24 protein-coding genes, 1 tRNA gene and 2 pseudogenes are annotated in these 26,079 nt (G+C 63.0%); 17 read left to right on the top strand and 10 right to left on the bottom strand.

Features of this window, described 5'->3' with window-relative positions; translation table 11 throughout:
- Positions 1 to 14 precede the first annotated feature (14 nt).
- Complete coding sequence (locus J4G43_RS21525; RefSeq protein ID WP_208086215.1) at positions 15 to 953, bottom strand: tetratricopeptide repeat protein; 939 nt, start codon at positions 951 to 953, stop codon at positions 15 to 17.
- A 278-nt stretch (positions 954 to 1,231) separates the two neighbouring features.
- Here J4G43_RS21525 and J4G43_RS21520 point away from each other — a divergent pair, with 278 nt between their 5' ends.
- From J4G43_RS21520 to J4G43_RS21450, 16 genes and pseudogenes are all read left to right on the top strand, one after another.
- Positions 1,232 to 1,582 carry a helix-turn-helix domain-containing protein gene (locus J4G43_RS21520; protein WP_208086214.1) on the top strand — a complete coding sequence of 117 codons (351 nt, stop codon included), beginning with the start codon at positions 1,232 to 1,234 and terminating at the stop codon, positions 1,580 to 1,582.
- Positions 1,583 to 1,630: 48 nt separating this feature from the next.
- Positions 1,631 to 2,419 carry an ImmA/IrrE family metallo-endopeptidase gene (locus J4G43_RS21515; protein WP_228411357.1) on the top strand — a complete coding sequence of 263 codons (789 nt, stop codon included), beginning with the start codon at positions 1,631 to 1,633 and terminating at the stop codon, positions 2,417 to 2,419.
- A 12-nt stretch (positions 2,420 to 2,431) separates the two neighbouring features.
- Positions 2,432 to 2,698, top strand: coding sequence for a DUF5659 domain-containing protein (locus J4G43_RS21510; RefSeq protein WP_208086213.1), 267 nt, complete (start codon positions 2,432 to 2,434; stop codon positions 2,696 to 2,698).
- The gene (locus J4G43_RS21505; RefSeq protein WP_208086212.1) at positions 2,691 to 2,909 is read left to right on the top strand and encodes a hypothetical protein; all 219 of its coding nucleotides are present in this window, start codon (positions 2,691 to 2,693) and stop codon (positions 2,907 to 2,909) included. The genes J4G43_RS21510 and J4G43_RS21505 overlap by 8 nt, the downstream gene beginning before the upstream one ends.
- 135 nt (positions 2,910 to 3,044) lie before the next feature.
- On the top strand, positions 3,045 to 3,287 hold the full coding sequence (locus J4G43_RS21500; RefSeq protein ID WP_208086211.1) for a hypothetical protein: 243 nt from the start codon (positions 3,045 to 3,047) through the stop codon (positions 3,285 to 3,287).
- Positions 3,277 to 4,173, top strand: a complete 897-nt coding sequence (locus J4G43_RS21495) for a DUF7146 domain-containing protein (protein ID WP_208086210.1) — start codon at positions 3,277 to 3,279, stop codon at positions 4,171 to 4,173. Before J4G43_RS21500 ends, J4G43_RS21495 begins: the two co-directional genes overlap by 11 nt.
- The gene (locus tag J4G43_RS21490) at positions 4,170 to 6,125 is read left to right on the top strand and encodes an AICE element replication initiation protein (RefSeq protein WP_208086209.1); all 1,956 of its coding nucleotides are present in this window, start codon (positions 4,170 to 4,172) and stop codon (positions 6,123 to 6,125) included. Before J4G43_RS21495 ends, J4G43_RS21490 begins: the two co-directional genes overlap by 4 nt.
- A gap of 14 nt (positions 6,126 to 6,139) precedes the next feature.
- Positions 6,140 to 6,625, top strand: coding sequence for a hypothetical protein (locus J4G43_RS21485; protein ID WP_210387620.1), 486 nt, complete (start codon positions 6,140 to 6,142; stop codon positions 6,623 to 6,625).
- Entirely contained in the window at positions 6,622 to 7,305 is a 684-nt protein-coding gene (locus J4G43_RS21480; RefSeq protein WP_208086207.1) for a hypothetical protein, read from the top strand. Before J4G43_RS21485 ends, J4G43_RS21480 begins: the two co-directional genes overlap by 4 nt.
- Positions 7,241 to 7,420: pseudogene (locus J4G43_RS55630) on the top strand (HGGxSTG domain-containing protein); the annotation flags it as partial. The gene J4G43_RS21480 and the pseudogene J4G43_RS55630, both read left to right, overlap by 65 nt.
- 136 nt (positions 7,421 to 7,556) lie before the next feature.
- A complete protein-coding gene (hsdR, locus tag J4G43_RS21475; protein ID WP_208086206.1) occupies positions 7,557 to 9,992 on the top strand; it encodes an EcoAI/FtnUII family type I restriction enzme subunit R in 2,436 nt (811 codons plus the stop codon).
- 3 nt (positions 9,993 to 9,995) lie between these two features.
- Positions 9,996 to 11,453, top strand: coding sequence for a type I restriction-modification system subunit M (locus tag J4G43_RS21470; protein ID WP_208086205.1), 1,458 nt, complete (start codon positions 9,996 to 9,998; stop codon positions 11,451 to 11,453).
- Positions 11,450 to 13,129: a restriction endonuclease subunit S gene (locus J4G43_RS21465; RefSeq protein ID WP_208086204.1), complete on the top strand. Its 1,680-nt coding sequence runs from the start codon at positions 11,450 to 11,452 to the stop codon at positions 13,127 to 13,129. The genes J4G43_RS21470 and J4G43_RS21465 overlap by 4 nt, the downstream gene beginning before the upstream one ends.
- Complete coding sequence (locus J4G43_RS21460) at positions 13,126 to 13,812, top strand: hypothetical protein (protein WP_208086203.1); 687 nt, start codon at positions 13,126 to 13,128, stop codon at positions 13,810 to 13,812. Before J4G43_RS21465 ends, J4G43_RS21460 begins: the two co-directional genes overlap by 4 nt.
- 45 nt (positions 13,813 to 13,857) lie before the next feature.
- Positions 13,858 to 14,829, top strand: coding sequence for a hypothetical protein (locus J4G43_RS21455; RefSeq protein ID WP_208086202.1), 972 nt, complete (start codon positions 13,858 to 13,860; stop codon positions 14,827 to 14,829).
- Positions 14,830 to 15,016: 187 nt separating this feature from the next.
- Positions 15,017 to 16,003 (top strand): annotated as a pseudogene (locus J4G43_RS21450) (recombinase family protein); the annotation flags it as partial.
- Between the two features lie 570 nt (positions 16,004 to 16,573).
- Here J4G43_RS21450 and J4G43_RS21445 read toward each other — a convergent pair.
- The 9 genes from J4G43_RS21445 to J4G43_RS21405 form a co-directional block, all read right to left on the bottom strand.
- A tRNA-Gln gene (locus J4G43_RS21445) sits at positions 16,574 to 16,647 on the bottom strand.
- Between the two features lie 403 nt (positions 16,648 to 17,050).
- A complete protein-coding gene (locus J4G43_RS21440) occupies positions 17,051 to 17,866 on the bottom strand; it encodes a hypothetical protein (RefSeq protein ID WP_225005014.1) in 816 nt (271 codons plus the stop codon).
- 152 nt (positions 17,867 to 18,018) lie between these two features.
- Positions 18,019 to 18,300, bottom strand: coding sequence for a hypothetical protein (locus J4G43_RS21435; protein WP_208086201.1), 282 nt, complete (start codon positions 18,298 to 18,300; stop codon positions 18,019 to 18,021).
- A 102-nt stretch (positions 18,301 to 18,402) separates the two neighbouring features.
- On the bottom strand, positions 18,403 to 19,374 hold the full coding sequence (locus J4G43_RS21430) for a Bug family tripartite tricarboxylate transporter substrate binding protein (protein ID WP_208086200.1): 972 nt from the start codon (positions 19,372 to 19,374) through the stop codon (positions 18,403 to 18,405).
- Between the two features lie 58 nt (positions 19,375 to 19,432).
- The gene (locus J4G43_RS21425; RefSeq protein ID WP_225005012.1) at positions 19,433 to 20,563 is read right to left on the bottom strand and encodes an iron-containing alcohol dehydrogenase; all 1,131 of its coding nucleotides are present in this window, start codon (positions 20,561 to 20,563) and stop codon (positions 19,433 to 19,435) included.
- A 13-nt stretch (positions 20,564 to 20,576) separates the two neighbouring features.
- Positions 20,577 to 21,614, bottom strand: a complete 1,038-nt coding sequence (pdxA, locus tag J4G43_RS21420; RefSeq protein WP_208086198.1) for a 4-hydroxythreonine-4-phosphate dehydrogenase PdxA — start codon at positions 21,612 to 21,614, stop codon at positions 20,577 to 20,579.
- The gene (locus J4G43_RS21415) at positions 21,611 to 22,717 is read right to left on the bottom strand and encodes a four-carbon acid sugar kinase family protein (RefSeq protein ID WP_208089377.1); all 1,107 of its coding nucleotides are present in this window, start codon (positions 22,715 to 22,717) and stop codon (positions 21,611 to 21,613) included. The genes pdxA and J4G43_RS21415 overlap by 4 nt, the downstream gene beginning before the upstream one ends.
- Before the next feature lie 2 nt (positions 22,718 to 22,719).
- A complete protein-coding gene (locus tag J4G43_RS21410) occupies positions 22,720 to 24,159 on the bottom strand; it encodes an FAD-binding oxidoreductase (protein WP_208086197.1) in 1,440 nt (479 codons plus the stop codon).
- Positions 24,160 to 24,186: 27 nt separating this feature from the next.
- Positions 24,187 to 25,107 (bottom strand): dihydrodipicolinate synthase family protein, encoded by a 921-nt coding sequence (locus J4G43_RS21405; RefSeq protein ID WP_208086196.1) that lies wholly within the window; start codon positions 25,105 to 25,107, stop codon positions 24,187 to 24,189.
- A 96-nt stretch (positions 25,108 to 25,203) separates the two neighbouring features.
- Between J4G43_RS21405 and J4G43_RS21400 the strand changes: the two genes are divergently transcribed.
- Entirely contained in the window at positions 25,204 to 26,064 is an 861-nt protein-coding gene (locus J4G43_RS21400; RefSeq protein WP_225005010.1) for an IclR family transcriptional regulator, read from the top strand.
- Positions 26,065 to 26,079 lie beyond the last annotated feature (15 nt).

Raw genomic sequence — 26,079 nt, 5'->3', positions numbered from 1 at the left:
TCCTCACACCGTCATCACCCAGATTCCGCCATAGCTCGGTGGCGCGGCCCGAGCACTTCCTGGCGCAGTGTTACCGCCTGCTGGAGCAGCGGCTCGGCTTCCGTGAAGCGGCCCTGGGCCTTGTAAAGGGTCGCGAGGTTGTTGAGGCTTGTGAGGGTGGCGGGCTGATGCGGCCCGAGCACCTCCCGGCGCAGTGTTACCGCCTGCTGGAGCAGCGGCTCGGCTTCCGTGTAGCGGCCCTGGGCCTGGTAAAGGGCCGCGAGGTTGTTGAGGCTTGTGAGGGTGTCAGGATGACGGGGCCCGAGCGTTGCGCGGTTACCCTCCAGCGCCTCCTTGAGCACCACCTCGGCTTCCGCGTAGCGGCCCTGAGCTTGATAGAGGACAGCAAGATTGCTGAGGGTTGCGAGGGTGGCGGGGTGGCGCGGCCCGAGCGTTGCGCGGCTGCCCTCCAGCGCCTCCTTGAGCAGCACCTCGGCTTCCGCGTAGCGGCCCTGAGCTTGATAGAGGACAGCAAGATTGCTGAGGCTTGCAAGCGTGTCAGGATGAAGCGCCCCGAGCATGCTTCGGCGCACGTTCAGTGCCTCCCTCAGTAGCGCCTCGCTTTCCGCATAACGGCCCTGGTTACGGTAGAGAGCTGCGAGGTTGTTGAGGCTTATTGCTGTACGAGGGTCCGAATTTCCGAAACTTCCTCGCGCGGCGGCAAGAGCTTGCTCACCCAGGATAGAACTCCGCGCAAAATCTCCCGATCGAAATGAGTTGAGCGATTCGGCATTAAGTGCCTGCCAGTCAGACGCACTATTATCCTGCGAATGAGCGTGGGCAGAAAAAAGCAAAATCATTGAAACCAGCGCGGCGACTGCGGGACGCCCCTGTCTTCCACCATTCACAGCAACGACTACCCTTGCCTGGAATGACATAAATTTTTCCGCGTAATCATGCGGTACTTGGTTCACGGGAAGTAGCCTTGTCGGTTTTGATATTAGCACAAGACAAGCGACGATTGAATGCGAATCGGAGCAGGAAGGCGCGTGGCGCTTGTGACTGTGCGTAGCGGCAGACGGCCCCGCCGAGAGCTGAAATAGAGTCTAGAGTTCCAACGCGTCCTCGAGAAAATCTGGGAGATGCGGATCGCCACCCCGACATCAGCCGATCAGTGTTTAGCAAACAGTTGACGTTTCGCGGCGAATCGGTTGTATAGTGACACCTAAACAGAAGACGGGAGTGAGTAGCAATGACCAGTGCAAAGGACAAGTTCGGGGCGTTCATCCGCAGAGAGAGAGAAGGCAAGGATATCGGTTTGCGCGAGATGGCGAAGATGATCGGGGTCAGCCCGACCTACCTGTCGAAAGTCGAACGGGATGAGTTCCCACCGCCGGCTGAAGACAAGGTGAAGGCAATCGCCAAGATCATCCAGTGCGATGCCGACGACCTGCTGGCACGTGCCGGGCGTGTGTCCACCGACATCTCGGACATCATCAAGCGCCATCCCGTTGAATTGGCGGCGCTCCTGCGTACCACCAAGGGTCTGACGGCCGACGACATCACCCGGCTGGCCCGGCAGGCACAGAAGGCAAAAGACTGATTGCGGTAAACCACGGCTTCGATGATGCAGATAAAGGATGACGACCTAATGCCGAAGAAAGTGCCCTACCTCGACGAGCAGCGGATCGAGCGCGACGCTGCGGCGCTACTGGCCGAATACCAGCAAGCTCGTGGCGTCGTCATCACACGTCAGGTCCCGATCGAGGATATCGTCGAAAAGCACCTGAAGCTTGGCATCGAATTTGACGACATGCACCGGCTGCTCAACCATCCGCGCTCCGGCCTCGGTCGCGATCCCGACATCCTCGGTGCGATGTTCTTCGATGAGCGCCGCATCGTCATCGACGAGAGCCTCGACCCGGAGGAGAACCCGTCGATGGAAGGCCGCTATCGCTTCACGCTGGCGCACGAGGGCGGCGGGCATTGGCGGCTGCACCGTCACCTGTTCGCCAAGGACCCAGCACAGGTCTCCTTGTTCAACGAGCCAGCCCCGCCCTCGGTCGTCTGCCGTTCGAGCCAGGCGAAAGAACCCATCGAGTGGCAGGCGGATTTCTATGCGTCGTGTCTGCTGATGCCGCGCAAGCTGGTCATGGCTGCATGGGACGAGATGTTCCTGATCGCAAGCCGCGCGTCCTGCAACCGCGAACCCCCATCAACCATCCCTTCGTCGAGGTCCCGCGCGTCGACTGCCAGATCGGGGATCACGACTGCTCCGAGACTGACGAGAATGTGCTGGACCGCATCGCCCGTCCGCTGGCCGAGCAGTTCCTGGTCTCGCCGATCGCGATGCGCATCCGGCTGGAAAAGCTCGGCCTGCTCCATCGCGAGGTGCCGCTTCAGCGCATTCTTGCCGGCGGCGGATAGGTCTTTTTTTTAAGGAGAACGTAAAGTGTCAACTGGACAGGAAAACAGCGGTTTGGCGGGCGACGAAGCGCCGTTCGAGACGCGCGATTTCTATCTCGCATGCTTTCTGCGCTGCACGGGCTACGACCTCATTGACCTTCGCCCCGAAGGCCGGCGCAAAGTTTTCGTCTTCCGTGATCGTCCCACGCGCCGGGACGACGTGCTGGCCTTTTACGGCCAGGGCGTGGCGATCCCGCCGCTGGCGTTCTCCGCAACCATCAAAGATATGAAGGCTCTGCTGCACAATGCGTGATGCTCCGGTTTCCCCTGTTACTCGCGCGCATCGCGGCCAGATCGCCGAAGCGCTCGCGCGTATCGAAGAGGTCGTGGTGGATGGGCTGCGCCACGGTTTCTTCGACTGTTCCATCGCCTGCGAGATTGGAAACGGCGGGAAGCGCCAACTCGTGATCCGCGCCGGCAAGTCGCACAAGTTCACCATCCCCGAGGAAGAACTGCCGCGCTGATGCGGCACCTAAGGCGGCGATCCCTGCGATGGGGACGCCAAAGATGCAAATTAGGTCAAGGTCCAGAGTCATCGGTGGGATTCCGAGACCGGAGGCCAGGAGCACGGAGCGGCAAAACCGCCCGTGAGGTCTTCGATGAAACGTCTCGACGCTGCAAACGACAATGACGCGGGGAAGCAGATCGCCCGCACCGGGCAATTCTGGCAACCGCGCCTCGGGCGGGACCTCACCGACGAGGACGCCCGCCAGATCATGCACAACGTTACCGGATTCTTCGGTGTGCTCGCCGAATGGTCGCGAGCCGAAAGGCTTGCCGCCGCCAATGACGCCGCTGCGCCCGCCAAGCAGACAGAGGGCGAGGTGCGCCATGACCGCTGAAACCATCGCCAAGGCGCTCGGCGGACACCGCGCGGGCGCAACATGGATGGCCCGCTGCCCGGCGCATGACGATCGCGCGCCGAGCCTTTCGATCAGTTCGGGCAAGGACGGCAAGGTGCTCGTCCGCTGCCATGCCGGCTGCGAGCAGCGCGACGTGATCACCGCCCTTGTTGATCGCGGTCTATGGGATGCAACGAGCAAGAGTGCTGGTCGCTTTGCCCATAAGCGCCGCACTCGCATTGCCGCTGAACCCGATCTTGATGCGAAGGCGCGCACGGAGGCGGCACTGGCGATTTGGCAGGCGTCGCGCGGGGTCGAGGGAACACCCGTTGAAGCTTATCTGCGCTCGCGCGGGCTCAACGTTCCGGCTTGGCCGGCCCTGCGCTTCCACGCCCGCTTGAAACACCCCTCGGGCGGCGTCTGGCCCGCGATGGTGGCGCTGGTGACGCTCGGCGGCACCGGATCGCCAATCGCCGTTCACCGCACCTTTCTCGCCGGTGACGGCGGCGGCAAAGCACCGGTCAATCCGGCGAAGATGATGCTCGGGCCTTGTCGCGGCTGCGTCGTACGTCTGGGCGCGCCCGGCGACGTGCTGATGGTCGGCGAAGGGATCGAGACCTGCCTTGCGGCCATGCAGGCGACGGGAAACGCCGCCTGGGCGGCGCTTTCAACCTCGGGCCTTCGGTCGCTCGATCTGCCGCGCGACGTTCGCGACGTGATTGTGCTCGCCGATGGCGACGAACCCGGCGAAGCAGCCGCGCGGGATTGTGCCCGGCGCTGGAAACGGGACGGACGCCGCGTTCGGATCGCCCGCCCGCCGCAAGGCATGGATTTCAACGATCTGCTCAAGGCACGCGCATCGGCCGTCACGGAGGGCGTGCGATGAGCGCTGACGCCACCGTTGAACCCGATCAGCTGATCGCCGACGCGATCGGCAGCGCCGAGGAAATGCCCGATCCGCTTGCGGGATTGGCCGAAAAGACGGCCGCCGATCCTGGCGCGCCCTTCATGCCCGAGGCGTTGGAAGCCTTGGCGGCACTCAGACAAAACAACCGCGCCGCGTTCGAAGCGCTGCGGGCGCAACTGAAGAAAGCCGGATGCCGGGTGACGGCGCTCGATGACGCCATCGCCGAGGAGAATGGGACACCAAGCGGACGCGGGCCGACGCAGGCCGATATCCTGATCGACCTCGCGCAAACCGCCGAGATGTTCCACACTCCGGACGGCGCTGGTTTCGCCGACCTCGACATCAACGGCCATCGCGAAACCTGGCCGATCCGCGCCAAGGGCTTCCGCCGCTGGCTCGCCCGCCGCTTCTTCGAGGAAACAGGCGGCGCGCCGAGTTCGGAGGCACTGCAATCGGCACTGAACGTGATCGAGGCCAAGGCGCATTTCGATGCGCCGGAACGGCCGGTCCATATCCGCGTCGGCGGGCTCGACGGCCGGCTTTATCTCGACCTCGGCGATGAAACGTGGCGGGCAGTGGAGATCGACGCCACGGGCTGGCGCGTCATTGACAACCCGCCCGTCCGATTTCGTCGCGCTTCCGGCATGAAGCCGATGCCGGTCCCGGTGCGCGGTGGTTCGGTCGCAAGCCTGCGCTCTTTCCTCAACGTGCAGACCGAAGTCGACTTCGTGCTGGTGGTCGCGTGGGCACTCGCCTGCCTGCGCAATCGCGGTCCCTATCCGGTGATTGTGCTTTCGGGCGAACAGGGTTCGGCGAAGTCGACCTTCTCGGCGATTCTGCGGGCGCTGCTCGATCCGAACACCGCGCCATTACGGGCCTTGCCGCGCGAGGATCGCGACCTGTTCATCGCTGCCAGTAACGGCCATGTGCTCGCCTTCGACAATGTGTCGGGCCTGCCGGCCTGGATATCGGACACGCTTTGCCGTCTTGCCACGGGCGGCGGATTTGCTGTGCGGCAACTCTATTCCGACCAGGATGAAGTGCTGTTCGACGCCGCCCGGCCGGTGATCCTAAACGGGATCGAGGATATCGTCACAAGGCCCGATCTGGCCGATCGCGCTGTGTTCCTCACGCTGGAGCCGATCCCCGAGGACCGGCGCCGCCCGGAACAGGAGTTATGGGCGGCGTTCGAGGCCGAACGCCCGCGCATCCTCGGGGTGCTGCTCGACGCGGTGGCGAAGGGCCTGGCCGAGTTGCCGCACACCAAACTCGACAAACTGCCGCGCATGGCGGATTTCGCGCTGTGGGCGACGGCCTGCGAAACCGCGCTCTGGCCTCAAGGCACCTTCTGGTCGGCCTATTGCGGCAACCGCGACGACGCGGTGGAAGGGGTGATCGACGCCGATCCGATCGCCGCCGCCGTGCGCGCCGTCATGACCACGCGGCCGGAGTGGACGGGAACCGCCTCGGCGCTTCTGGGCGCCCTTGCCGAACTGGTGGGCGAGCGGGTCGCCAAATCGAAGACTTGGCCCGACAGCCCTCGGGCACTTGCGGGCCGGTTACGCCGGGCAGCGACCTTCCTGCGCAAGATCGGCATCGACATTGGCTTCGAGCGGGAAGGAAGGGCACGGACACGGATGATCCGCATCACCACGACCGGCAAATCGGCTTCGTCCGAAACCGAAGGGGCTCAACCGTCCGTATCGTCCACACCGCCCGCCTGTCAGCCGAAGCCCAATTCCGGCAACGGCTTTGCATTGCCGGGCTTGCGGACGGTCAGCAGTCTCGCGAACGGTTCAACGGGCGGGAATGGCTCACCGGTGTGCACCAACCCGCTGAGATCGAACATCGAGACCGTTGCGGACGGTGCGGACGCGAGGCACCCCCGCCAATCCACGCCAAAAAATACGGGCTGGAGGGCAAGGCTGTGAGTGCTCTTCAAGCCTTGAAGGCGGCGCGCGATGCCGGGATTCGGATCGTTATCGAAGGTGACGCCATCTTACTGGACGCCGACGCCGCGCCACCTGCGGCCGTCCTGAACCTGCTTGTGCGTCATAAGGCGGGCGTGGTCGAGCTGCTGCGCACCGGCAGCGACGGCTGGTCGGGTGAGGACTGGCGGGCCTTGTTCGACGAACGGGCGGGCATCGCCGAGTTCGATGGCGGGCTGCCGCGCGGGTCGGCCGAGGCCAGCGCCTTCGCCTGCTGCGTCGCCGAGTGGCTCAACCGCAATCCAGTCCGGTCGCCGCCTGGCCGCTGCCTCGGCTGCGGTGCAGGCCACCTTGCCCACGACAAGCTGCTGCCGTTCGGCACCGAACAGACCGGCCATGCCTGGCTGCATTCGCGCTGCTGGCCCGCTTGGCTGGCGAGCCGGAAGGTCGAGGCGGTCGCCGCTCTTTCAAGCGTTGGAATCTGCATGAGGACATTGCCATGAGCGCCGCGAAGCCCACTGCCAAGTCGTCGAAGACCGTGGTCGCCGACGATCCCGACGATCGCAAGGGCAGACTCAAAGACCTCGGCGGTTCGCAATCCGATCGCTGGAACAACGTCCTCGCCAATCAGGCGATGCAGGCACTCTGGGTGAAAAACTCAAGCCCGGATGACCGCGACAAGCAGTTGAGCGCCACCGTTGCCGCGCTCTCCGGGATCGGGCCGAAGGACGAGCTGGAAGGGATGATGGCGGCGCAGCTAATAGCCGCCCACAACGCCGCGATGGAATGCTACCGGCGCGCCATGATCGGCGAACAGACGTTCGAGGGACGCCGGGAAAACCTCGCCCAAGCCAACAAGCTGTCGCGCACCTACGCGGCCTTGCTCGAAGCCCTCAACCGCCATCGCGGTAAAGGCCAGCAAAAGGTCACGGTTGAGCACGTCCACGTTCATGCAGGCGGTCAGGCGGTCGTCGGCATGGTTACCCCCTCGCCAAGTCTACCGGGGGGTGGGGTCCGCAGCAATTTGGAGGAACAACCCCATGCAAAGCAAATTTGCCATGCACCTGAGCCCACGCTGCCGGGCCCGGACGCGGGCTGGGACGCCCTGCCAGTCGCCCGCGATGCCGAACGGGCGCTGCCGGATGCACGGCGGCAAGGCGCCGGGCGCGCCCAAGGGCAATAGCCGCGCGCTGAAGCATGGCCGCTATTCCGCCGAGGGGGTCGCCGAACGGCGAGCGCTGAGGTCTTTGTTGCGGGACATGAGGGCCCTTTCCGAGCAGGTCGAGGGCGAAGAATGAACACGCGCGGGAGCCCTTTCCTTCGCAAACGCCCGGCCACGTTGTGGGTTTAGGGGTGCGCACCCGGTGCAATCGGTTCGCAACCGTGCCAATAATGATTTTTGGGTTGAACTGGGGCGGGGATTCGCGCGGGACGATGGACAAACGAAGCCTCACTCAGCGCGATATCTGCACCAAGTTCATCCTGCCAGCCATCAAGCGCGCCGGCTGGGACGAAATGGTGCAGGTTCGGGAGGAGGTCTATTTTACCAAAGGCCAGATCATCGTGCGCGGTAAGCTGGTCACGCGTGGCAAGGCCAAGAAGGCCGACTTCGTTCTATACTACAAGCCGAACATCCCAATCGCGCTGATCGAGGCCAAGGACAATAATCACAGTGTCGGCCACGGTATCCAGCAGGGCCTCGACTACGCGGCGACGCTGGATATTCCCTTCGTGTTTTCCTCGAATGGCGACGGCTTCGTCTTTCACGACCGCACCGGACTGAGCGCCCCGGTGGAGGCAAACCTTGGCCTTGACGCCTTCCCCTCGCCGGCAGACCTGTGGGCGCGCTATCGCGCCTGGAAAGGCCTGGACGACGAGGCCGAGCAGATCGTGCTGCAGGACTATTTCGACGACGGCAGCGGCAAGGCCCCGCGCTATTATCAGGTCAACGCCGTCAACGCCGCGATCGAGGCCATCGCCAAGGGCCGCGACCGCGTGCTGCTCGTAATGGCGACCGGCACCGGCAAGACCTACACGGCCTTTCAGATCATCTGGCGTCTCTGGAAGGCCGGCCGCAAGAAGCGCATCCTGTTCCTTGCTGACCGCAACGTGCTGATCGACCAGACGATGGTGAACGATTTCCGCCCGTTCGGCCCGGCTATGGCGAAACTTTCGACCAACGCGAAGACGATCGAGAAGCAGGACGGCACCAAGGAAGAACTGCCGCTTGCGCTCGACAAGAAACGGCGGATCGACACCGCCTTCGAGGTCTATCTCGGACTCTATCAGGCGATAACCGGACCGGAAGAGCGCCAGAAGCTCTACCGCGAGTTCTCGCCGGGCTTCTTCGACCTGATCGTGATCGACGAATGCCACCGTGGCAGTGCTGCCGAGGACTCTGCCTGGCGCGAAATCCTCGACCATTTCTCGGGCGCCACACAGATCGGCCTCACCGCCACGCCGAAGGAAACTGAATATGTCTCCAACACCGACTATTTCGGCGCACCGGCCTTCACCTATTCGCTGAAGCAGGGGATCAGCGACGGCTTCCTCGCGCCGTACAAGGTCATCAAGGTGCACATCGACCGCGACGTAGAAGGCTACCGGCCCGAACTTGGCCAGCTCGACCGCGACGGCAACGAGGTCGAGGACCGCATCTACAACGCCAAGGATTTCGACCGGCACATCGTGCTCGACGACCGCACGGTGCTGACGGCGAAGAAGATCACTGAGTTCCTCAAGGAAAGTGGCGACCGCTACCAGAAAACCATCGTGTTCTGCGTCGACGAGGAACACGCGGCGCGCATGCGGCAGGCGCTCGTCAACGAGAACGCCGATCTGGTGTCCGAAAACCAGCGCTACGTTATGCGCATCACGGGCAGCGACAAGGAAGGCCAGGACCAGCTTGGCAACTTCATCGACCCGGAATCGAAATATCCCGTTCTGGTGACAACCTCGCGGCTTCTCTCGACCGGCGTCGATGCACAGACCTGCCGCTTGATCGTGCTTGATCGCGCGGTGGGCTCGATGACCGAGTTCAAGCAGATCGTCGGGCGCGGCACCCGCGTTCACGAGGACACCAAGAAGTTCTTCTTCACATTGATCGACTTTCGCGGCGCGACCAGCCATTTCGCCGACCCGGATTTCGACGGCGAGCCGGTGCAGATTTACGCGCCCGGCGACGGCGACCCGATCACGCCGCCCGATGACGCGCCGCAGGGCGACCACACGATCCCGCCCACACCCGGCAACGACGAAACCGTGGTCGATCAGCCGGGCTTGCCGCTCCCGCCCGGCGATCCGATTCGAAAGATTTATGTTGATGGCGTCGGCGCCCGCATCCTCGCCGAGCGCGTCGAATATCTCGACGAGAACGGCAAGCTCGTCACCGAATCCCTGCGCGACTTCACCAAGACGGCGCTGAAGAAGCGCTTCGCCAGCCTCGACGATTTCCTCAAGCGCTGGAAATCGGCCGAACGAAAACAGGCGATCATCGAGGAACTGGAAGCCGAGGGCTTGGCGCTCGACGCCATAGCCGACGAACTCGGCAAGAACCTCGATCCCTTCGATCTGATCTGCCACGTCGCCTTCGACAAGAAGCCGCTGACCCGCCGCGAGCGGGCCGAGAACGTGAAGAAGCGCGACGTGTTCACCAAATACGGGCCGCAGGCTCGCACCGTGCTCGATGCGCTTCTGGAAAAGTACCGCGACGAGGGTGTGCTCAATCTCGACGACGCCAACGTGCTGAAGGTGACGCCTTTCACCGCGATGGGCAGCGTCATGCAACTCATCAGGGCGTTCGGCGGCAAGGAAGGCTTCGAAAAAGCCGTCCACGAAATGCAGGACGCGCTTTATCAGGAGACCGCCTAACCCATGATCGTCCGCACTTCTGTCAAATCCATTCAAGACATCATGCGCCAAGACGTGGGGGTCGACGGCGATGCGCAGCGCATCAGCCAGCTCACTTGGCTGTTCTTTCTAAAGATCATCGACGATCAGGATCAGGAACTCGAACTGACCAAGGACGGCTACCGCTCGCCGCTGCCGAAGAAATTCCAATGGCGCAACTGGGCTGCGGACCCGGAGGGCATCACAGGGCAGGCGTTGCTCGACTTCATCAACGACCAGCTTTTCCCAGCGCTGAAGGGCCTGCAGATTTCGGCCAAACCTGGCGACCGCCGCCGCGTGGTGCGGGACGTGTTCGAGGACGCCTACAATTACATGAAATCCGGCCAACTGCTGCGGCAGGTGGTGAACAAGATCAATCAGGTCGATTTTAATAATCTCGACGAGCGGCGGCACTTCGGCGAGTTCTACGAGCAATTGCTCAACGACCTGCAATCGGCCGGCAATGCCGGCGAATATTACACGCCGCGCGCCGTGACCGCCTTCATGGTCGATCGCATCGATCCGCATCCGGGCGAAGTCCTATTCGATCCGGCCTGCGGCACGGGCGGATTTCTCACCTGCGCCATCCGCCACATGGAGGCCAAGGGGTATGTCCGCACGCCGAAACAGCGCGAAAAAATGCAAGGCGCCCTGCGGGCCGTGGAGAAGAAGCAGCTTCCGCACATGCTCTGCGTCACTAACATGCTGCTCCACGACATCGAAGACCCAAGCTTCGTGCGCCACGACAACACGCTAAGACGCGCGCTGATTAGTTGGACGAAGGATGAGCGAGTTGACATCATCGTCACCAATCCGCCGTTCGGTGGAAAGGAAGAAGACGGCATTGAGAACAATTTCCCGACCTTCCGTACCAAAGAGACGGCCGACCTGTTCCTGGCGCTGATCGTGCGCCTACTGAAGCCGGAAGGTCGCGCCGCCGTGGTGCTGCCTGATGGCACGCTGTTCGGCGAGGGTGTGAAGACGCGGCTCAAGGAACATCTGATGGAGGAATGCAACCTCCACACCATCGTCCGCCTGCCCAATTCCGTGTTCAAGCCTTATGCCTCGATCGGCACCAACCTCCTGTTCTTCGAGAAGGGCGCGCCGACGAAAGACATCTGGTTCTACGAGCACCGCGTGCCGGAAGGCCAGAAAGCCTATTCGATGACCAAGCCAATCCGGCTGGACTATTTTCAGGGCTGCATCGACTGGTGGGGCGGCAAGGAGCGCAAGGGCCGCGAGGAGACGCCGCAGGCGTGGAAGGTGAGCGCCGAGGAGGTGAAGGCGGGCGGCTACAATCTCGATATCAAAAACCCGCACAGCGTCGCCGACGATCACGGCGACCCGGAAACGCTGCTGGCCGAACTCGCCCGCGCCGAAGCCGAGACGGCGGGCTTGCGGGATGAATTGAAGGCGATCCTGGCCGAGGCGCTCGCTCTATGAACTCCGAACGCCTTCTCGATGCTTTCAATCGCCTTGGTGATGGACCGGAAACGGTCCAGCAGTTTCGAAAACTTGTCGTTGGCCTTGCCATGTCCGGCAAGCTGGTTGCACCCGATGAAGCGGCGCTGGCACCCTCAAGTTTGTTAAAGGAGATTGAAACAAGGAAGCGCGTTCTCGTTCAACAAGGAGCGCTTCGTAACCAAAGTCCGTTGAGCGCCGTTTCTCTTGAGGACTTGCCGAAAGGCTTCACTGACCCGTCAAGTTTTGTCCGCCTTGGAGAAATCGCGAGGATCGAAAAAGGGCAGACGGGCATCATGAAGGCTGAGCCCGGCGCTTATCCCCTTGTGGTTACGGCTGAGGAACGCGGGACTTGCGATCACTTTGATTTTGAGGGTTCGGCTGCAATCGTACCGCTTGTTTCATCGGCAGGCCATGGCAAGGCCAGCTTGCAAAGGCTCCATTATCAGGAAGGTAAGTTCGCCCTCGGCAGTATTTTGGCCGCGATTTTTCCCCATGCGCCCGAACTTATCTCGGCGCGTTTTCTTTTCGAATATCTGACCTCATTCAAGGACGAGTTGCTTGTGTCCCAAATGATCGGGACGGCGAATGTCTCGCTGAGTGTTGGCAAGGTTTCTCACGTTCCGGTGCCGCTCGTTCCACCATTGGTCCAGCGCAAGGTCGATGAACTGATGGGCCTCTGCGACCGGCTGGAGTCGGCCTGGGCGGGCCGCGAGGGGGTGCGCGACCGGCTGGCGGCGGCGAGCCTCGCCCGACTTAACGTGCCCGATCCCGAAACATTCGAAGTCGACGCCCGCTTCGCCCACGACGCGCTGCCGTCGCTCACCGCGCGCCCCGACCAGATCAAGGCCCTGCGCCAGACCATCCTGAATCTCGCCGTGCGCGGCAAACTCGTGCCGCAAAATGAAAAAGACGAGCCAGCGGCGGAACTGCTGAAGCGGATCGCGAAGGAAAGGCAGAGACGAGTAAAATCTAGCCGCGCACCATCGTTGTCACGAGTTGCGACTGCAACTTCGCTGCCGGAAGGTTGGACTGATGCAACCTTGGCCGAGCTCGCGATCTTCGAGAATGGAGACCGCAGTTCCAACTATCCAAGCGGCGCAGATATTCTAGGATCTGGCGTTGCATTCTTTAGCACTAAGAACCTTTCAGGTCATAAATTGCATTTCACAAACCTGGACTACATTTCAGAAGCGAAATTTGCTTCTCTTAGAAGCGGCAAACTGCAAGACCACGATATTCTTGTAACTCTCCGAGGTTCGGTTGGAAAGTTTGGCCTGTTTAGAGCGAGCGAGGAAATTAAAACTGGCTTCATCAATGCGCAGCTTCTGATTGTACGAAGCCTACTGCCTCAGTTCGTTGATTTCCTACTGACGTTCATGAAGTCTGAGGTGTTTTCGACGCAACTAGATACCCGCGCCAGCGGAAGCGCTACGCCTCAACTTTCTGCCGGGCAGTTAGCCCAAGTCGTCATTTCCCTACCACCGCTTGCCGAACAACACCGCATCGTCGCCAAGGTCGATGCACTTATGGCGCTGTGTGACCGGCTGGAGGCGAGCCTCACCGCCACTGCCTCCACCCGCCGCCGCCTGCTCGACGCGCTGCTGGCGGAAGCCCTGGCGCCAGTGGACGCCCGCGAGATGGAGGCGGCGGAATGAGCCGCGTCCCGGAAAGCCGCTTAGTTGAGCGCCTCGATCCCGAGAAGTTGGCATACTGGTATTTCCGCTTGAACGGCTTCTTCCAGATCGAGAATTTCGTCGTTCACCCCGAAAGGCGCGGCGGCCAGCGAACTGACGCCGATCTGTTGGCAATTCGATTTCCGTTTCGTGCCGAGCGACTGTTCGATGATCCGAACGACATCATGGCCGACGATGTGCAGAAGCTCGCGCTATCCGGCGATCTGATCGACATCGTCATTGCCGAGGTAAAAACAAATCAGCCTTGCACCCTGAACGGGCCGTGGACGCGGCAAGATCGGCGGAACGTCCATCGCGTGCTTGCAGCGATCGGGTGCCTTCCGCCCGAGCGGATCGAAGCGGCGGCGACGGATATCTATCGGGCGGGTTTCCATCTCAGCGACACGCTTCGCATCCGCCTAGTGGCGGTGGGGCGCGATCGAAGCGAGGAAATTGAGGCGGCGTATCCCCAAGTGAAGCAACTGCTCTGGTCAGACATGCTGGCGTTTATCTGGGATCGATTCCACCGTTATCGGCAGCAGAAGACGCAGGTGGATCAGTGGGACCTGGAGGGCCGCAAGATAAAGCGGCTGGCCGATCAGTCCGCCGGCGCGCAGGAGTTCATTGGGCGGGCTTTGCACCTCATTGGCGTGCGCGATGGGTAGCGGAAGTGCCGCCGCCGGCCGAGGATCGCGAGCTGGAGGGGCGAAATGAACCCATTGTTGAAGAACGCGGTGGTTTCGATACAACTCGGCTTGGAAGATTTCGCGTCGGATGACGAGCGCCGCATTATTTCCGCTGCTCGAAATCTTTATTCGGGCGTGCTCTTGCTCGCCAAGGAAGTATTGCGTCAATTGTCGCCGCCCGGTTCAAACGAAATCCTTATCCGCACCAAGAAGAAGGCGGTGAAGGAAGCGGACGGGACCGTCAAGCTCGTTGGCGATGGCAAGAAGACGATCGACCGCTTTGAAATTGAGGAGACATTCAAACAGCTCCAATCGGCTGTCGATTTGTCAAACCTGAAACGATTAGCTGGTATCCGAAATGACATCGAGCACATGCACCCAAATCATGCGCCAGCGCTGATCCAAGAGGCAATCGCCGACGCGATGCCGATCATTCGCGACGTGATTGTGAAGGAGCTTAAAGAGGAACCATCAGCGTTACTTGGTAACGATGCGTGGGAAGCACTGCTCAAGGAGGCGCGCGTTTTCAAGGAGGAACAGAGAGCGTGCCGGGCGAGCTTCGATGCAGTTAACTGGGAAACCAACACGCTCGGGGAAGCGTTTCAGGACTTCCAATGCCCGAAGTGTTCCTCGACTCTTGTTCGCAATGACAACGCGAAGGCGACGAAGCCCGATGAATTGGCTCTTGTTTGTTCCAAATGCGGCGAGCCGGCTGATCATGTTGAGGTGATCGAGGCGGCCCTCAAAGAAAGCCTTTGGGCTGAAGGCCACATCGCTGCAATGGAAAGTGGCGATCCAGTCCTGGATGAATGCCCGGAGTGCTTGAAGGAAACCTATGTTGTTGCCGAGGAGAAATGTCTCAATCCAGGTTGCGAGTTCAGCCTCCACGGCTATGAGTGCGGCGTTTGTGGTGAGGGTTTGACCCTGGACGACTATCGCTATGGCGATGGCCATCTGTGCAGTTACCACGCGCACGTTATGTCGAAAGACGATTGAGCGTCGAGGTCATCCTGGATCTGCGTCCGTTGCCCATGCAGACGATGCCTTTGACCCGATACCGTCGCTGCGCCAGCGGTGCCCGCGCGGGCGCGGATTGCTGGCGTCGTTCGATGCACTCGTTGCAGGGGCGGTTGGCTGAACAAGATCGCTTGATTTCGTGTTATGTTTAGTGTACACTAAACGAATGAAAAGAGCCTCAAAATTCCCGCCCGCCGATCCCACTCGCCGCCAAGCAGTGATCTATGCCCGCGTCTCCTCGAAAGAGCAGGAGAAGGAGGGCTTTTCGATCCCGGCTCAGTTGAAGCTCCTGAAGGAATATGCCGCCACCAACGGCTTCGCCGTGGCGCAGGAATATGTAGATGTAGAGACCGCTAAACAGACCGGCCGTGCCGCGTTCGGCGAAATGGTCGCCTATCTTAAGGCGCATCCGTCGGTACGCTTGATGCTTGTCGAAAAGACCGACCGGCTCTACCGCAACCTAAAGGATTGGGTGACGGTGGACGAACTGGACGTCGAGATGCACTTCCCCAAGGAAGGCGTAGTGCTATCGCGCGAGTCGCGGTCTTCAGAAAAGTTCATGCACGGCATCAAGGTGCTGATGGCGAAGAACTACATCGACAACTTGTCCGAGGAAGCTCGCAAGGGGATGCAGGAGAAGGCCGAACAGGGCATCTGGCCGACCAAGACGCCGCTTGGCTACCGCAACATCACCGGCCCGGACGGCAAGAAGATCATCGCCGTCGATCCGGCGCTCGCGCCGATCGTCGCGCGGCTGTTCGAATGGTATGCGCACGGCAACATTTCGCTGAAGGAGGCGGCGCGCAAGGCGCACGAGGCGGGCCTCACTTATCCCAAGAGCGGGGCGAAGGTGCCGGTGAGCACTGTTCACACCATCCTGCGCAATCGGCTCTATACCGGCTGGTTCGAATGGAACGGCAAGCTCATTCAGGGCAAGCATCAGGCGCTGGTGCCAGTCGAGTTGTGGGAGCGCGTGCAGGGCGTGCTCGACGGCCGCTTCGCCAAAAAGGCCAAGCGCGGCCGGCATGACTTCGCGTTTTCCGGGCTGATCGCCTGCCATGCCTGCGGTTGCGCGGTGGTCGGCGAGATCAAGAAGCAACGCTACGTCTATTATCATTGCACCGGCTACGCCGATAAGTGCCAAGGGAATCCCGCATCCTGCCGACGCAAATATGTTCGCGAGGAAGCGCTCGAAGCGCAGTTTGCCGAGTTGCTCGGGCGGCTTCGCTTCGACGATGAGGTTCTGGAATGGGTGCGCGACGCTCTCCACGCCAGCAACGCCGACGAGCGCCGAGAGCACGAGGAAGCGATCAAGCGGCATCAGGCCGAGTTCAAGCGGCTTCAGGATCGCATCAACGCCATGTATGTCGATAAGCTCGACGGTCTGGTGGACACTGCCTTTTACGAGCGAATGTCGAACCAGTGGCGCGAGGAGCAGAATCGTTGCCAGCGCGAGATCGAGCGGCACCAGAATGCCGATAAATCCTACAAGGACGAGGGCGTTGCGCTCCTCGACCTCGCTCGCAACGCGCAACGGTTGTTCGCGATGCAGGAACCGCGAGAAAAGCGGCGCCTTCTCAACTTCGTACTATCGAACTGCACTTGGGAAGATGGTGAAGTGGTCGCCACTTTCCGCGAACCTTTTGATCTGCTTGCACAAACCGCAAGTAACTCCGCCCAGTCGGGAACGGGCGAGAAGTCCAAGTCGGCGAAAAATGAGATTTGGCTGGGGAACCTGGATTCGAACCAAGACAAACAGAGTCAGAGTCTGTTGTGCTACCGTTACACCATTCCCCACCGAAGCACTTGATATCACAAGACTTTCTTCGGAAGTTTTGCAAGCCGCAGCAAAAGTTTTGCAAATCAGCGGCGCGCTGGCGCTCATATAGCCGCGCCGGCGTTCGCGGTCTAGCCCCTCTGTAAGCATCGCAGCTTGTTCTCGCTGCGTTCGCGCCGTAGCGGCATGTCCGCCCTCACCCGCGGCCGGCTCCGGCAATCAGCACCAGGAGACTTGGCACGCATGCCTCGACGACGTCCACATGCCACGATCAACGGGCGCGCCGGCGTGCCGCTTCACGTCGATCAATGGGGATGGTCTGTCGGCTTTACTCAGGCATGATGCGCGCGCTCGACGCCGGCACGCCGCAACCGGCGATCGCCCGAACGAAGCGCGGGAGGGTTTACAGCCTGATCCGCTGACCTAATCGCCCAAGACCACGGATCGCTTGCCATAGAATTCACCGACGCAATCATTCGGCAGCTGGCCCGGATTTTTGGTTAGCTCACCGTCCATCAGCATGGACGGCTTGACCGATCTCTTGGGGACGACAACATCCAGGTCCTTGGTCGTCCGAAGAAATTGATGCCTCTGGACACTCTCGCTCCAGAAGGTCGCGAATTGCGACTCCTCGGCGCGGACGTATCCCAGCGCGACGCTATCGAGGAGCAAAAAAGAAAGGAGTCCGCAGGCCACCAGGGCCGCCATGCGAACATGGGCATGATGGCCCAGGGAGGGAAGGAAGCGGGCAGCCAGGGCGACGACGCAGCCCCCTCCGGCAAGAAGAAAAACCACCACCTCATTCCGCCGTCGCGTCGCGAGATCCTCCGCCGTCGCAAAATAGGCAATGACATAAGCGGTGTAGAGACCAGCGAGCACCGCCGCCACGAGCCCGACGATCAAGACCAGCAGCCGCGCCGCCGGCCTCGGTTGCGAAGGCACCACAATCTCAGCCTTGCCGTTCGCGATCATCACCTGGCCGTATTCGTCCTGCGGCGGGCTCTCCTCGTAGCGGAGGGGGATCGTGGTGATCGCTTCCTGCGCTTCGCCGCCCGGCTGCTGCGTGTTCACGTCGAGGATCAGGATCTTCGGATTGATCCCCTGCGGCGAGCGCCTGGTCAGCCGGGCCTGCCAGCCATCGGTAGGTACCCTCACGTCGCCGACCATGACCAGCTTGGGCGGCGCGCCCGGCGCCCGGTCGATCCAGGCCTTGAAGGTGTTTCTCAGCAGGACAGTCATGACACGTCTCTCCTTTGCCAAGCTGCGAATTGTCCGCCCCTCGTCCCGACCTGCGGCGCCGACCTTTCGCCTGTGAAATCGGCGCAGCCGGACGGACAGATATCAAGCCCCGACAAACCACCCGATCACCGCCTCCCCCTCCGACCAGGCTTTCAAGTCCCGGCTGCCACCTTGGCGCGGATCGCGTAAGCGACGGCCGGAGCCTCACCGCCAAGCGCCTTCACGGCCGGCAAGTTTTCCGGCCCACCGACGGCTTTGGCCGCTTCCGCAACCTTGTTGATGTCGGGGACGCTCTTCTTCACGAACGCGTCGATGAAGTCAGCGCCAGCGTATCCGGCCGCCAGGACGCTCAGGAGAAATTGCCGGCCGATTTCCTTCGGCTCGACCATAAGCCCCGCGGAGATCCCCGCCACGCATCCGATAACGATCGACACCAGAAACGCCGACCCGTCAAACACGTCCTTGAAGCGGCGGGGGCTCGTGAGGAAGCCGAGCCGACAGCGACCCGATCGTCATCTCCGGATAAGCTACCACCCCTATTCCAGCTTGATATTCGCCGCTTCGATCACCTTCTTCCACCGCTCCGTCTCGGAGGCGATGTAGGCCTTGAAAGGTTCGGAATCGACCGCAACCGCGGCCGCGCCGAGCTCGGCCATCTTCTGCACCGTCTCCGGCTGCTGCATGAAGGCGCGGATCTCGCCCGACAGCTTTTCGACGATGGGCTTCGGCGTGACCGCGGGGACGAAGAAGCCGTGCCAGGCCACGGCCTCGAAGCCCGGCAGGAACTCGGCGACGGCCGGGACTTCCGGATCGAAGGCGGCGCGCTTGGGCGTTGCAGTGGCGAGCATCGCGAGCTGGCCGGTCTTCACCTGTGGCAGCAGCAGTGGCACGTTGTCGAAGGCAAGATCGATCTGGCCGCTCAACAGATCCGTCAGCATCTGGCTGGAGCCCTTGTAGGGCACATGCACCATCTTGGTACCGGTCATCTGCTGAAACAGTTCGGCGGCAAGATGCTGCGAGGTGCCGACGCCGGCCGAGCCGAACGAGACCTTGTCCGGGTTCGCCTTCAGATAGGCGATCAGCTCCGGCACGGTGCGCGCCTTGATCTTGTTGGGGTTCACGACGAGTACGTTCGGCACGACGCTGATCTGGGCGACCGGCACCAGGTCCCTGTCCGGCTGGTAGCTGAGCTTGGGCCCGTAGAGCGTGGGGTTGATCGCGAGCGCGGAGGTGCTGGCAAGCCCGAGCGTAATGCCGTCAGGCGCCGATTTCGCCAGCCGCGTCACGCCGAGGATCGAGCCGGCGCCGCCGACATTCTCGACCACGAACGGCTTGCCCAGCTTCACTTGCAGATGGTTCGACACCATGCGCGCGAAGATGTCGGCGGTACCGCCGGCGGCGAAGGGGACGATCACCGTCACCTGCTTGGACGGGTAGCCGTCCTGCGCCTTTGCCGGCAACGTCGCCAGCAGCACGGCTGACACAAGACCAAGCCACATCGATCTCATCGAAGTTTCCTCTACTGCTACTGTTTTGTTGATTGGGTGCCGCGCGCGGCGGAGGTGACTAGAACGCGACCTCGTACATGTTCAGGATCGCATCCCGGCCGAGTTCTCGCGGATTATTGTCGAGCAGGCGGCGAATGGCGTGCGCCTCGTCGGCCATGACGCCGAGATCGCCCTTGGGCACGCCGAGCGCGGACAGACGCATCTCGATGCCGAGGTTCTTGCAGAACTCGTAAGTGGCGTCGAATGCGAGCTTCGCATCGTTCTGCGCCGGCAGGCCGAGCGCCGCCAGCACCGCGACCGTCTTCGCCTCGACTGCCGGCATGTTGAAGGCCAGCGTATGCGGGAAGATCACGGCACAGGCGAGCCCATGCGCGACATGATGGCGCGTGCCGAGCGGATAAGCGACGGCATGCCCGGCGGTGGTGTTCACCGGTCCAAGGCAATAGCCGCCATAGAGCGAGGCCAGGGAGAGACCTGCGCGTGCCTCGCGATCGCCGCCGTCGGCGACCGCCCGCTTGAGATATTGCCCGACCAGCCGCGCGCCCTCGAGCGCATAAAGGTCGATCATCGGATGCGCCTTGCGGCTGGTATAGGCCTCGACGCAATGCGCCAGCGCATCGACGCCGGTGGCCGCAGTGACCTCCCTCGGCACGGTCATCGTGAGATCAGGATCGACGATGGCGATATCAGCAAGCATGAAGCGGCTCTGGACCGCCTGCTTGTTCTGGCTGACGGGATCGGTGACGAGCGCGCGGGTACCCGCCTCGCTGCCGGTGCCCGACGTGGTCGGGATCTGCATCAGCGGTACGCTGCGGCCGGCGACTTTTTCCGGCCCAACGATATCGGCAAAGGCCACGTCGCTGGTGCAGAGCACTGCAACCAGCTTGGCAAGATCCATCGCGCTGCCGCCGCCGAAGCCGACCACAAGATCGGGCTTGACGTCGCGTGCCATCGCGACGGCCTTCTCGAGATTGGGCAGGTCCGGCTCGGGCTTGACGTCGCCGAACACTTTCACTGCGCCCGGGAGCGCCAGCGCGTCGACGCGGCGCGCATTGAACGGATCGGAAATCACCAGCGGCCGCCTGGCGCCGATCCGCTCGGCGAAGCGCGCAGCAGCCGTGATGGTGCCGTTGCCGAATTCCAGGATGGTGGGACGTTGGATTTCGATGGGCGTGAAGGCGTTGGTCATCGTGCGTTCGATCTCATGACTTGGACACGGAGGCGCCGGCGGAGAGCCGCTCGGCATAGTCGATGGCCTCGATCAGGCTGTGCTCGTTGGCAATGCCCTTGCCGGCAATGTCGAAGGCGGTGCCGTGATCGACGGAGGTGCGGATGATCGGCAGGCCCAGCGTGATGTTGACGCCGGAGAGCTCCTGCCAGCGGCCGGTCGCGGGATCGACCTGGAAGCCCAGCAGTTTGACGGGGATGTGCCCCTGGTCGTGATACATCGCGACCACAGCATCGTACTGGCCGGCGCGCAGCTTGACGAAGATGGTGTCGCCGGGCACCGGGCCGACGACGTCGAGGCCATCGGCGACGGCCTTGGCAATCGTCGGTGCCGAAACGTCGATATCCTGCCGGCCGAACAGACCGCCCTCGCCCGCATGCGGATTGAGCGCGGCGATCGCAATCTTCGGCTTGGCGATACCGAGCCGCAGCAAGGCCTCGTTGGTGAGATCGATCACCATGCGCAGACGCTCCGGCGTCAGGCGCTTCGGCACGTCTTCCAGCGCCACGTGGGTCGAGACATGGCTGACGCGCATGTTGCCGTGGGCGAGCAGCATCACCGATCCGCGCACACCGGTGAGGTGCGCCAGCATCTCGGTATGGCCAGGGAAGTGATAGCCGGCCTTGTTGAGTGCTTCCTTGTTGAGCGGCGCGGTGACGATGGCCGCAGTCCGGCCGGCCTGGGTCAGACGCACGCCCTGCTCGATCGCCTTGTAGGCAAAGCGGCCGCCGTCTGCGCTGAGCACGCCCGGCTTGACCGGGGTGCCCTCGACATCCGCCTGGAGGAAACAGAGGTTCGGCCAGTCAGCATCGTCAGCACTCACCTCCGGAATCGCAACGGCAGCGCCGAGCGCGGCCTTGGCACCCTCGAGCGCGGCGCCACTGCCGATGATCAGGATGCGCAGATCGCCTTTCGCGATCCGGTCCTTCAGCCCGACGCAGGCCTTGACGATGATCTCCGGGCCGATCCCGGCGGGATCGCCCATGGTGATGGCAAGATGACGAGAGGTCATGTCGGGCTCCCCGTATTGAGCAAATGATTGTCCCGGAGCAGATCGCGCCACAGCTCGCTGGGGCCGAACGCGCCGGACTTCGAGATGATGTCGACGCCGGCCCAGCGACCGCCTTGCAGCACCGAGCGCGGCAGCCCCGGCACGATACGCCCCGTCACCTGGAGCGCATGCGCGCCGAGCGCAACGCATACGGCCTTCAAGGTCTCGCCGCCAGCGACGATCAGGGTTCCGGGCGGATCGAGCGCCGAAATCAGCGTCGTGAGCTCGCGCGCGATCCGCTGGGCGGCCTCGGTGCGCGAAAGGCCATCCGCGAGCGCGAATTTCACCAGCGCCACGCCATCGTCAGCCAGCTTGCGTTGAACGCCTGCGCCCCCCTCACCTTCGGCCAACGCGATGGTGGCTTCGCCACATGCTGCGAGCTGGGAGGCAGTGGCGGCCTGGTCGGAACCGAACAGCCCCAGCACCGGCCGCTTCAGCCGGCTCGCGGCATCGGCGCGATGGCCGCGGGCGAGCGCGCCGGCCAGCCCGCCGCTTCCGCACCAGAGCACGGGCCCTGGCATCTGCCGCGCCATTTCGACGACGCGATCGAGGTCGATGTCGCTCTCGGCATCGAAGACCTGAACACCGCCTTGCGACAGCGTATCGGCCCGGCCCTGCCGTGCATCGATGCCCTCGAGCTGCAGTTGAGCCAGGAGATTGTCACCGACACGATGCCAGTCGCCTTGGACCGTACGCGCAAATTGCTGGCCGCCCATGGTGCGGCGTCCCTGATAGTCGAAGGCCGGTGCGACCACGCATGACGCCCAATCGCCGCCGCGCAGGCAGGCGCCGAGCTCGGCCGCCCAGGCACCGCGGAGCAGGCTGTCGACCTTCTTGTAGGCGATCGTCCCACCCTGAAGCTGCGGCGCCAGCCGTCCGACGATCTCGACGCTGTCGGCTTTCGACCGCTCGCGGGTGCCGCTGTCGATCGCGAGGCTTTGCGCGCCTGGAGTCGTGGGCGAATCCGCCCAGGTGACGTCGAACGGTCCGCACAGGCCGACGAACTCCGCCGCGGTGTCGAGTGCGCCGGTGAGATCGTCGGCAAGCAGGCGCACGACCGTCATCGTCATGCTGCTCCCGCGCCAAAGATCTTGCCGGGGTTCATCAGGCCGTTCGGATCGAGCAAGCGCTTGATGCCGCGCATCAGCTCGATATCGAGCGGATCGGCGACGCGGGCCAGCCGGACGCGATTGGTGATGCCGATGCCGTGCTCAGCACTGATCGCCCCGCCCTGCGCTGCGGTCTCGTCGTCGACGATCTCATTGATTTGCGCCACCAGGGCGGCCGTCGTCGCCGGCTCCCGACAATGCGCACGGTCGATCAGGGCGATCACGTGGATGTTGCCGTCGCCGATATGGCCATGCATCACCACGCGGGCATGCGGTACCGCGGCCACAATTCGCGCCTCGACATTGGTGACGAAGTCCGCCTGGCGCTCCAGCGGCACAACGCTGTCGTGCGAGACCACATAGCCGCTGCGCTTGTTGCCTTCGGACACGCTGTGCCTGACGGCCCAGATCGCTTTCGCCTGCGCGAGGTTGGAGGCCAGGATGACGTCTTCGGCGATGCCGGCCTCCATCGCATCCGCCAGCGCCGTGGCGAGCGGCTCGTCGAGATCGACGCCCGCGAGCGTGTCCTTCAACTCAACGATCAGATACCACGGCGTCGTCAGCTCGAACGGAATGGTGACATGCGGCACGGTCTCCGCGATCGCCTCGATCTGCGAGCGCGACATGATTTCGAGGCTGCCGAGCCGGTCGCCGACCACGCCGCGCAGGCGCGCCATGATCTCGAGTGCCTGCGCGACACCCGGCAATTTCACCAGCGCCAGCGCCGAGCTGCGCGGCGGCGAGAACAGTTTCAGCACCGCCGCGGTGACGATGCCGAGCGTGCCTTCCGCCCCGATGAAGAGCTGCTTGAGCGCGTAACCCGTGTTGTCCTTGCGCAGCGCGCGCAGGCCGTTGAAGATACGCCCGTCGGGCAGCACGGCTTCGAGCCCGAGCACGAGATCGCGCGTCGGGCCGTAGCGCAGCACGGCCGTGCCGCCGGCATTGGTCGAGATGTTGCCGCCGATCTGGCAGGAACCCTCGGCACCCAGGCTCAAGGGAAAGTAGCGATCGACGCTACGCGCCGCATTCTGGACCTCGGCGAGAATGCAGCCGGCCTCCACCGTGATCGTGTTGGCGAGCGGACTGACGTCGCGCACGGCTCGCATGCGGTCGAGCCGGACCACGACATTGCCCGCGTGATCGTCCGGCGTCGCCGCTCCGCACATGCCGGTGTTGCCGCCTTGCGGCACGATCGCATGGCGCTTGTCGGCGCAGTATCTGACGATTGAGGCGACCTCGGCGGTCGAGCCGGGCTTCACCACCGCGACCGCGCGGCCGCGATAGCGCCCGCGCCAGTCCACCACATAAGGCTCATGGTCGGCTCCGGACGCAATGACGTGCTTGTCGCCGACGATCGCGGCGAGCCCGGCCAATGCATCCTGGAATGAGTCGGACATCAGATCGCCTCGTCGTCCGTACCGGGCCTAGGCTGAGGCTGCGAATGCCGCCGCATTCGCAAGCAGCTCTTTCAGCTGGTCCGGCTGCAAGGACTCCAGTGGCGGCCGCAGGCGCTGCCAACCGGCATGCCTGGTGCGATCAGCCGCAAGCGCCTTCAGCGAGGCCATCTGCGGAAATTGCGAGACCAGCTCGCGCGCCTTCACGATGCGCGCCTGCGCCGCCTTGAGCGCCGGATCGTCGTCGCTGTCGCCAAAGTGCTTGAAGACATAGGCAAGACTGCGCGCGATGACATTGGAGGTCGCGGTGATGCAGCCCGCGCCGCCCCTGCGCAGCAGAGGCAGCATCAATGGATCGGCGCCGCCGAGGACAGCGAAGCCCGGGAAGCGCTCGACCATCGCCGTCATGTTGGCGAAGTCGCCGGACGAATCCTTGATGCCCGTGAACGTGGCCGGATAGGCCTTGCGCAGCCGCTCGATCAGCGCATGCGAGATCGGCTGCGCCGACATCTGCGGGTAGTGATAGAGGATGACTTTCAGGCGCGCATCACCGATGCGCTGCACCACTTCGCTGTAGGAGGCGAAGATGCCGTCATCTGTGACGTTCTTGTAGTAGAACGGCGGCAGCATCACCACGGTGTCGACGCCGACCGAGAGGGCGTGGCGCGTCAGCGCGATGGTGTCGCTGAGCGCGGCAACGCCGGTGCCGGGCAAAAGCCGCCGCGGCGCGATGCCGGCGGCCACCACCGCCTCGAGCAGCGCCGTGCGTTCGGCCACCGAAAAGGAGTTCGCCTCACCCGTCGTGCCCAGCATCGCGATGCCGTCGCAGCCTTCGTCGAGCAGATAGCGACAATGGTCCACGAAGCGCGCATGATCGGGAGCGAGCTCGGCGTCGAGCGGCGTCAACGCGGCGGAGAACACGCCATGAGGGTGCAGCGATGATGTCGACAAAACTTCCTCCGATCGTCAGAACGATATTGTTCGGAATGCGAACATTTGTTATTTGCTGGTGCAGTCGTAAAATCAGCCCGGCCCGACGTCAAGGGCATGGCTGTCATGGTGGGGCATTCGAGCATGGCCAAGGTCGCAGGGAAGGCCGCGAAGCGCGTATCGGAAACTAGCGCCAAAAATCCCAAGAATTATGTCGCCTCCGTCGGCAAGGCCTTTGCCGTGCTCAAGAGTTTCACCAGCGAAACCTTCGAGCTGACCCTGAGTGAGATTGCCGCACGGGCCGATCTCGATCGTGGGACGGCGTTCCGCCTGATTCAAACGCTGACCGAGCTCGGCTATCTCCAGGCCGTTCCGCAAAGCCGCCGGTTCCGTCTCGGCGTCGCCTGTCTCGACCTCGGCTACACCGTGCTGTCGCGCGGCTCGTTGCGGCCGATCGTCGAGCCGCTGCTGCGCGACCTCGTCCCTGATGTCGGCGATGCGGCCTCGCTCGGCATTCTCGATGGCGGCGACGTGGTCTATCTCGCGCGCATCGGTGCCGGCCTCGACCGTCACAAGATGGACCGCCGGCCGGGCACGCGCATTCCCGCCTACAGCGCCGCGCTCGGCCATGTCATGCTGGCGCATCTGCCACGCGACCAGCAGATCGAGCGGCTCGAGTTGCGTCCTCGCGTCAAACTGTCGGAGCGAACGCTGACCGATCTCGATGCACTGCTCGCCCGGCTCGATCAGGTGAAGAAAAAAGGCCATGCCGTCTCCGACGGCGAGAATGCCTATGGCCTGCGCACGCTGGCAACGCCGATCTTCGACGCTCAGGGTTTTGTGATCGGCGGCTTGAGCGTCACGGTCGATGCGATGCGCATGGACATGGCGGCCTTCCGCGACCAGGCGTTGCCGCGGCTCATGCAGGCGACGGCCCAAGTCCAGGATCTCGCGATCAAGTCGGGATTGACGAGCTGAGTGCGGTGATGGCGA

It is taken from the genome of Bradyrhizobium barranii subsp. barranii, from assembly GCF_017565645.3.
Lineage (GTDB): Bacteria > Pseudomonadota > Alphaproteobacteria > Rhizobiales > Xanthobacteraceae > Bradyrhizobium > Bradyrhizobium barranii.
Note: the sequence above shows the minus strand (reverse complement) of the source record. Positions and strands in the feature narration are given on the sequence as shown.

Excerpts from the sequence above, each read along its gene's own strand:
- J4G43_RS21520 (WP_208086214.1), top strand. The coding sequence starts at position 1,232 with ATGACCAGTGCAAAGGACAAGTTCGGGGCGTTCATCCGCAGAGAGAGA.
- J4G43_RS21515 (WP_228411357.1), top strand. The coding sequence starts at position 1,631 with ATGCCGAAGAAAGTGCCCTACCTCGACGAGCAGCGGATCGAGCGCGAC.
- J4G43_RS21505 (WP_208086212.1), top strand. The coding sequence starts at position 2,691 with ATGCGTGATGCTCCGGTTTCCCCTGTTACTCGCGCGCATCGCGGCCAG.
- J4G43_RS21500 (WP_208086211.1), top strand. The coding sequence starts at position 3,045 with ATGAAACGTCTCGACGCTGCAAACGACAATGACGCGGGGAAGCAGATC.
- J4G43_RS21495 (WP_208086210.1), top strand. The coding sequence starts at position 3,277 with ATGACCGCTGAAACCATCGCCAAGGCGCTCGGCGGACACCGCGCGGGC.
- J4G43_RS21490 (WP_208086209.1), top strand. The coding sequence starts at position 4,170 with ATGAGCGCTGACGCCACCGTTGAACCCGATCAGCTGATCGCCGACGCG.
- J4G43_RS21480 (WP_208086207.1), top strand. The coding sequence starts at position 6,622 with ATGAGCGCCGCGAAGCCCACTGCCAAGTCGTCGAAGACCGTGGTCGCC.
- hsdR (WP_208086206.1), top strand. The coding sequence starts at position 7,557 with ATGGACAAACGAAGCCTCACTCAGCGCGATATCTGCACCAAGTTCATC.
- J4G43_RS21470 (WP_208086205.1), top strand. The coding sequence starts at position 9,996 with ATGATCGTCCGCACTTCTGTCAAATCCATTCAAGACATCATGCGCCAA.
- J4G43_RS21465 (WP_208086204.1), top strand. The coding sequence starts at position 11,450 with ATGAACTCCGAACGCCTTCTCGATGCTTTCAATCGCCTTGGTGATGGA.
- J4G43_RS21460 (WP_208086203.1), top strand. The coding sequence starts at position 13,126 with ATGAGCCGCGTCCCGGAAAGCCGCTTAGTTGAGCGCCTCGATCCCGAG.
- J4G43_RS21455 (WP_208086202.1), top strand. The coding sequence starts at position 13,858 with ATGAACCCATTGTTGAAGAACGCGGTGGTTTCGATACAACTCGGCTTG.
- J4G43_RS21440 (WP_225005014.1), bottom strand. The coding sequence starts at position 17,866 with ATGACTGTCCTGCTGAGAAACACCTTCAAGGCCTGGATCGACCGGGCG.
- J4G43_RS21430 (WP_208086200.1), bottom strand. The coding sequence starts at position 19,374 with ATGAGATCGATGTGGCTTGGTCTTGTGTCAGCCGTGCTGCTGGCGACG.
- J4G43_RS21425 (WP_225005012.1), bottom strand. The coding sequence starts at position 20,563 with ATGACCAACGCCTTCACGCCCATCGAAATCCAACGTCCCACCATCCTG.
- pdxA (WP_208086198.1), bottom strand. The coding sequence starts at position 21,614 with ATGACCTCTCGTCATCTTGCCATCACCATGGGCGATCCCGCCGGGATC.
- J4G43_RS21415 (WP_208089377.1), bottom strand. The coding sequence starts at position 22,717 with ATGACGGTCGTGCGCCTGCTTGCCGACGATCTCACCGGCGCACTCGAC.
- J4G43_RS21410 (WP_208086197.1), bottom strand. The coding sequence starts at position 24,159 with ATGTCCGACTCATTCCAGGATGCATTGGCCGGGCTCGCCGCGATCGTC.
- J4G43_RS21400 (WP_225005010.1), top strand. The coding sequence starts at position 25,204 with ATGGCTGTCATGGTGGGGCATTCGAGCATGGCCAAGGTCGCAGGGAAG.